Source organism: Sphingobium sp. (assembly GCF_032153725.1).
Taxonomy (GTDB): Bacteria; Pseudomonadota; Alphaproteobacteria; order Sphingomonadales; family Sphingomonadaceae; genus Sphingobium.
This window is the reverse complement of sequence record NZ_JALDYQ010000130.1, coordinates 1-5,587: the sequence shown is the minus strand read 5'-3', so window position 1 is coordinate 5,587 and position 5,587 is coordinate 1. Positions and strand designations below refer to the sequence as shown.

At 66.2% G+C, this 5,587-nt stretch carries 8 protein-coding genes and 1 pseudogene; 5 read left to right on the top strand and 4 right to left on the bottom strand.

Translation table 11 applies throughout. The features are described from left to right. From RUH75_RS23065 to RUH75_RS23055, 3 genes and pseudogenes are all read right to left on the bottom strand, one after another. Nucleotides 1–716, bottom strand: a pseudogene (locus tag RUH75_RS23065) (apolipoprotein N-acyltransferase); the annotation flags it as partial. A 10-nt stretch (nucleotides 717–726) separates the two neighbouring features. Beyond that, nucleotides 727–1,362: a YqaA family protein gene (locus tag RUH75_RS23060; RefSeq protein WP_313809546.1), complete on the bottom strand. Its 636-nt coding sequence runs from the start codon at nucleotides 1,360–1,362 to the stop codon at nucleotides 727–729. A 27-nt stretch (nucleotides 1,363–1,389) separates the two neighbouring features. Then, nucleotides 1,390–1,896 carry a GNAT family N-acetyltransferase gene (locus tag RUH75_RS23055; RefSeq protein ID WP_313809548.1) on the bottom strand — a complete coding sequence of 169 codons (507 nt, stop codon included), beginning with the start codon at nucleotides 1,894–1,896 and terminating at the stop codon, nucleotides 1,390–1,392. An 80-nt stretch (nucleotides 1,897–1,976) separates the two neighbouring features. Here RUH75_RS23055 and RUH75_RS23050 point away from each other — a divergent pair, with 80 nt between their 5' ends. The 4 genes from RUH75_RS23050 (at nucleotide 1,977) to RUH75_RS23035 (ending at nucleotide 4,471) form a co-directional block, all read left to right on the top strand. Further along, complete coding sequence (locus RUH75_RS23050; RefSeq protein ID WP_313809545.1) at nucleotides 1,977–2,219, top strand: hypothetical protein; 243 nt, start codon at nucleotides 1,977–1,979, stop codon at nucleotides 2,217–2,219. Between the two features lie 70 nt (nucleotides 2,220–2,289). Then, a complete protein-coding gene (locus RUH75_RS23045; RefSeq protein WP_313809544.1) occupies nucleotides 2,290–3,051 on the top strand; it encodes a hypothetical protein in 762 nt (253 codons plus the stop codon). 68 nt (nucleotides 3,052–3,119) lie between these two features. Beyond that, the gene (locus RUH75_RS23040) at nucleotides 3,120–3,767 is read left to right on the top strand and encodes a glutathione S-transferase family protein (protein ID WP_313809543.1); all 648 of its coding nucleotides are present in this window, start codon (nucleotides 3,120–3,122) and stop codon (nucleotides 3,765–3,767) included. Between the two features lie 155 nt (nucleotides 3,768–3,922). Beyond that, entirely contained in the window at nucleotides 3,923–4,471 is a 549-nt protein-coding gene (locus RUH75_RS23035; RefSeq protein ID WP_313809542.1) for a hypothetical protein, read from the top strand. Here RUH75_RS23035 and RUH75_RS23030 read toward each other — a convergent pair. Further along, a complete protein-coding gene (locus RUH75_RS23030) occupies nucleotides 4,459–4,896 on the bottom strand; it encodes an acetyltransferase (RefSeq protein WP_313809541.1) in 438 nt (145 codons plus the stop codon). The two genes, RUH75_RS23035 and RUH75_RS23030, sit on opposite strands and share 13 nt — an antisense overlap. 136 nt (nucleotides 4,897–5,032) lie before the next feature. On the opposite strand from RUH75_RS23030, the gene RUH75_RS23025 reads away from it, so the two are divergent. Then, nucleotides 5,033–5,587 (top strand): terminase large subunit domain-containing protein (locus RUH75_RS23025; protein ID WP_409592421.1); only part of this gene is annotated, 555 nt, incomplete at its 3' end.

Here is a 5,587-nt window from a genome sequence, read left to right as displayed (position 1 = left end):
TTCTCGTCCTGGCCGATATTGGGCTGGACCACGCGAATGCGGGGCGCGCCTGTGGGCGATGGGGGCGCAGGGGAAAGGTGACCCCAAAGGGCGAAAGCGCAGAGCAGGGCGAGCAGGGCGGCGGTCGGGCGGAACTGGCGGCGGATGAGGAGGAGGAGCGCGCCGGAGGCGCATATGGCGAGCGCGCCGAGGCCATAGGTGCCGATGAGGGTGGAGGCGATCGCGATGCCGGTGGGGAGGAGGGTGACGCCCAACGGGTTCCAGGCGAAACCGGTGAAGGCGGTGGCGCGAAGATATTCGGTGGCGAGCCAGCAGGCGGCGAAGAGGAGTGTGGTGGAAAGTAGGGCGTATTCCTGCCTGCGCAGGAGCACATGCTTGTGTAGCCACCAAGCCGCGAGCGTGGCGAGTGCCGGATAGACCGCCAGATAGAGCGACAGAAGGACCACCGCGCCATAGCCGAACCAGTGGGGCATCGTGTCCTGGAAGGTGAAGGCGTGGGCGATCCAGTTGAGGCCCAGGGTGAAATGGCCGACGCCGAACAGCCAGCCGCGTGAGGCGGCGCTGCGGCGGTCGGGCGCGCGTTCGATCAGGACGATGAGCAGCGCGAAGCAGGCCAGCGTGACCGGCCAGAGCTTCAGCGGTTCGAAGCCGGTGGCCGACAGGAAGCCGGCGAGCAGGGCAGCGAGCTTAGGGAAGCGGGCGATCATGTCCTTCATCGGGTAGGGGTCAGCGCAGGGTGGCCATGGTGGCGTGGCTGCACCTGTCGCTCTTTTCGCCGCCGCCGGACAGGGCGGAGGCCGCGATGAAGCCACCCACGATGAGGACGAGGAAGGCAGCCGATAGCAGGCCCAGATATTTTTCGATGAAAGCCTTGATCGGGCGGCCGAATTTCCAGAACAGAAAGCCCACCAGCATGAACTGGAAGGCGCGCGACAGCACGCTGGCCCAGAGGAAGGTGAACAGCGACAGGCCAATGAAGCCGGCGGTGATCGTGATCAGCTTGAAGGGGATGGGCGTCGCGCCCTTGATCAGGATGATTTCCGCCCCATAGTCCCGCAGATAGCAGGCCGCGATGGGGAATTTGGCGGCCAGGCCGAGCGCGTTCAATATCTGCTGACCGACCGCTTCATAAAGGAAATGGCCGATGGCGTAGCCCAGCATGCCGCCCAGCACCGAGGCGATGGTGCAGATGAGGCCGAAACGGAGCGCGCGTTCCGGCCGGGCGAGGCACATCAGGCCCAGCAGCGGATGCGGCGGGATGGGGAAGAAGCTGGATTCCAGAAAGGAAATGATGAAGAGCCAGCGTTCGGCGTGGGCGTGGGCGGCTTTCGCCAGCGTCCATTGATAGAGCTTGGTAAGCATTGCTTTCGCCCCGTAAACGATGTGCTTTCAGGCCGCCAGCGCTTTTGCCAGGACGAGCATTTCGCAAGGTGGATCGAGCGTGACCGGATAGGGACGGCGTTCGCCGGTCGGCTGGTAGCCGCGCCTTTGATAATAGCCGATCAGCCGTTCGTGGCTGGCAATGACGGTCATTTCCATGATCCGCGCGCCGAAGGCCTGTACGGCCAGCCGTTCGGCGGCGGCGACGAGGCGGCTGCCAAGGCCGCCCGACTGAAGGCCGGCGTCGATGCAGAGCAGGCCGAGATAGGCGCGGTTCCCGCCCCGATCGGAGATCTGGACGCAGCCGACCGGGGCGGCATCCTGTCCCAGCGCGACCAGCAGGCGTTCGGCGGGGCTGGCGAGAATCGCCTCCAGCGCGGGGATGCTGGTGCGGGGGCTGGCCGGCGGGGCGGATTCGGTCGCCCAGCTCGCGCGGGCGGAGTCGCCGCGATAGGCGCGCTCGATCACCGGGTGGAGGCGGGGAAGATCGGCGGCGGAAGCGAGGCGGATGTCCATGAAGCGGGTGTAGCGTGGCGGCACGGGAAGTGACAGATGCCCGATCGGGCGTTAGGGAGGGGCGGACAGGAGTAGAATATATGCTTGGCATGGGTGAGGGCGCCTGCCCGTTCGAGTTCAACACCGATCCGGCGACGTTCAAGGTCGGGGATCAGGTCAGCTATCGCGTGACCGGCAGTCTGGAAGGCATGCCCTTTGCCGGCGTGCTGCTGGAGGTGCATGAGGATCATGTCGTGCTGACGTCCGATCCGGACGACAAGGCCAGCCGGATGCGGGCGACGCGGGAAAGCCGACCCGTCGTGCGCGAGGAAGATATTTGTTGAGAGGGGCGGCGTTGACGGGATGGTGACGTCTGGGCATGACCCCATGCGATTCCTGTTCGGCGCCACTTGAGTGAAATTGACCTTTGCAACCCCTTCCCAATGGCGTGAACGTAGTGGCGGATTGCTGTTCGCGCTGCTGTTCAACGGGCTGCTGTTGCTGGCGCTGTTGACGCTGGCGCCCAGGCCGGTGGTGCAACTGCCGGATTTCCGCAATCCCGTGACCTTCGAAATGGCGCCCGTGCCCAAGGCGGAGAAGGCGCGGAGCAAGGCGGAGAAGAGCGAAAAGAAGCGGCAGGAAAAATCGGCGCAACAGCAGGCGCAGCCGGTGGTCAGGCCGCCCCGGCCTGTGGTGAAGCCGACCGAGCAGCAGCCTTCGCCCTTGCCCTTTCTGGTGCTGGACACCCAGCAGATGGCGTCGGCGGATATCGGGAAGATGCCGACAAAGGATGCTGCCGATGGAGCGTCGGGGCAGGGGAACAGCGCGGCGGTGGCCGGGCCGGGCGAGGGGCCGGGCGGGGTGCAGCTGTTCGAGGCGGAATGGTATCGGCGGCCCAGTCATGCCGAACTGGCCAGCTATCTGCCCGCCGATGCGCCGCCCAATGGCTGGGGGCTGGTCGCCTGCAAGACCATCGACCATTATCATGTCGAAAATTGCCAGACGCTGGGGGAATCACCGATGGGATCGGGCTTTGCCAGGGCTGTGCGGCTGGCGGCGTGGCAGTTTCTGGTGCTGCCGCCGCGCGTCGACGGCAAGGTGATGATCGGCAGTTGGGTGCGCATCAGGATCGATTACAGGCGAACCGTCGTAGGGGCGGATCAATCGGGACGGTGACCGGAATTTGGTTGCATTCCGGGACCGAGGTGAAATGATCGGCTTCTTTGATTTCGGGAGCCTTCATCATGATCCTTTATGGAGCGCGGCCTTCGCCCTTCGTGCGCAAGGTCATTGTCTTTGCCGCGGAGAAGGGCATTGATCTTGAGGTGAAGCCAGCCGGCTTCGGTCAGGGCGGGGAGGCTTTCGCGCGGGCGTCGCCCTTCGGCAAGATGCCGGGGTTTCAGGACGGCGATTTCCTGATCAGCGACAGCACGGCAATCATAACCTATCTGGATGTTCTGCATCCCGATCCCAATCTGATCCCCGTCGAGGCGAAGGCGCGGGCGCGCGCGATCTGGTATGAGGAGTTCGGCGATACCATCTTGCAGGCGGCGGGCGCCCAGATCTTCTTCAACCGGATGGTCGCGCGCCTTGTCGGGGTGCCGCAGGATCTGGCCGCCGCCGACGCGGCGGAGGCGGACAAGCTGCCGGGCCTTTACGACTATCTGGAGGAAATGCTGCCGGACAGCGGATTTCTGGTCGAGGATCGATTCACCCTGGCGGATATCGCGGTAGCCTGTCCGATGATCAATATCTGTTATTGCAGCGGAGTGCTGGCGGAGGGGCGGTGGCCGCGTGTGCGGGCATGGTTGGAGCGGATGCGCGAGCGGCCGGGTTTTGCGGCGGCCCTGGCGGCGGAGATGGAGATGATCGAGCGGATGGCTGCGGCATGATTTAACCTATATGGAACATTTTTCTTGACATCGTCACGCTGTTCTGGCAGAGACGTCGACACTGGAAAAATCTGAGTCGCGAGAGGCGGCAAGGCAAAGGGGCCGGTCCTGCGAAGGGCTGGCCCCTTTGTCGTGGGCAGGCGGTGGAGGGCGGCATGACGGACAGGAAACAGGGCGGCGGGTTGACGATAGGGCGGCAGCGGAGCGCGGCGGGCAATGGCCCGCAGCTTCGTCGGGTGCGCAAGGATGGATGGACGCCCCGGCGGCGCAGGCTGTTCATGGAAGCGCTGGCGATGACCTGCAATGTCAGCGAGGCGGCGCGGGTCGCGGGCAAGAGCGTGTCGAGCGTCTATGCGCAGAAGCAGCGCGATCCCGGCTTCGCCCGTGAATGGCGGGAGGCGCTGTGCATCGCCTATGACGAGCTGGAAACGCTGTTGCTGCGGAAATCGCTCTTCGGTTCGGAGCAGGAGGAGATCGCGCTGGATGGCGAGGGCGCGGTGAAAGGACGCAAGGTCAAGCGGGACCTTCCGCTTGCCATCGGGCTGCGGCTGTTATTGGCGCATGCCGGAGAGGTGGCGGAAACGCGCAGGCTGCAAGGGATCGAGCGGCCGGATGGCGAGGATGCGGTGACGCGGTTGCGGGTAGCGCTGGAGGTGGTGCGCAAACGTGGGGGCGAGCGGCGCGGGAGCGGTCAGGGGGCGTAGCGGAGGTGGATGAGGGGATAGGGGCGGCCCTGTCCATCCCGGTCCGAGCGGCCGGTGCGGGCGAAGCGCATGGCTTCGTAAAAGGCGATCGCCGGGCCGTTCTGTTCATTGACGTCGGTGGTGAGCGTGGGGTGGAGCGAGAGGGCATGGTCGACCAGGCGTCGGCCTATGCCCCGGCCGCGCCAGTCGGGGTCGATGAACAGCGCATCCATATGGGTGCCGTCGATCAGCATGAAGCCGATGGCCTGATCGTCCGGATCGGTGGCGAGCCAGGCGGAGGCACGGGGGAGAAAGGCGGCGACTTCGGCGTCGATCGCGGCGCGGTCCACAGGTGTCAGGAAATCATGGGTCGCGTCGACGGCACGGCGCCAGATGTCCAGCAGGCGGGCGCCGTCGGCGGCGCGGGCGGGTCGGATCGAAGACATGGGCGTCCATATAGGATGCCGGAGCCGATCGGCAAAAGGGCTGTTGCCGGGGATGGCGCCGGGGATGGCGCCGGGGATGGCGCCGGGAATGGCCCTGGAAATGGGATGAAGCGTGGCGGGAGGAGAGCGTTATTCCATGGGAAGTCTGTCGGATTTCGAACGATTGGCGCGCATGCCCGATGCGGCGCGCGAGCGGGTGTTGGCGGGGTTGAGCGGCGCGGCGGCGGAAGCGCTGGCGCATGACTGGCGCTGGCTGGCACGGGCGGAGCAATTGGCGCCGGAAGGAGACTGGCGCATCTGGCTGATGATGGCGGGGCGCGGGTTCGGCAAGACGCGCGCCGGGGCCGAGTGGGTGCGGTCGGTCGCCGAGAGCGAGCCTGCCGCGCGGATCGCATTGGTCGGAGCGACGCTGGGCGAAGCGCGGGCGGTGATGGTGGAGGGGGCATCGGGCCTGCTGGCCATTTCGCCCTGGTGGAACCGGCCTGCCTTCTCCCCCGCGCTGCGCAAGCTGGTCTGGCCCAATGGCGCGGTGGCGACCCTGTTCGGGGCGGTGGAGGCGGAAAGCCTGCGCGGGCCGCAGTTCAGCCATGGCTGGGCCGACGAGATCGGCAAATGGGCGGGCGGCGAGGCGGCCTGGGATAATCTGATGATGGGGATGCGGCTGGGCGGGCGGCCGCGCGTGCTGGCGACG

What these genes read in the sequence shown, in the direction of transcription:
- RUH75_RS23060 (WP_313809546.1), bottom strand. Translation starts at nt 1,362, where the DNA reads ATGCTTACCAAGCTCTATCAATGGACGCTGGCGAAAGCCGCCCACGCC.
- RUH75_RS23055 (WP_313809548.1), bottom strand. Translation starts at nt 1,896, where the DNA reads ATGGACATCCGCCTCGCTTCCGCCGCCGATCTTCCCCGCCTCCACCCG.
- RUH75_RS23050 (WP_313809545.1), top strand. Translation starts at nt 1,977, where the DNA reads ATGCTTGGCATGGGTGAGGGCGCCTGCCCGTTCGAGTTCAACACCGAT.
- RUH75_RS23040 (WP_313809543.1), top strand. Translation starts at nt 3,120, where the DNA reads ATGATCCTTTATGGAGCGCGGCCTTCGCCCTTCGTGCGCAAGGTCATT.
- RUH75_RS23035 (WP_313809542.1), top strand. Translation starts at nt 3,923, where the DNA reads ATGACGGACAGGAAACAGGGCGGCGGGTTGACGATAGGGCGGCAGCGG.
- RUH75_RS23030 (WP_313809541.1), bottom strand. Translation starts at nt 4,896, where the DNA reads ATGTCTTCGATCCGACCCGCCCGCGCCGCCGACGGCGCCCGCCTGCTG.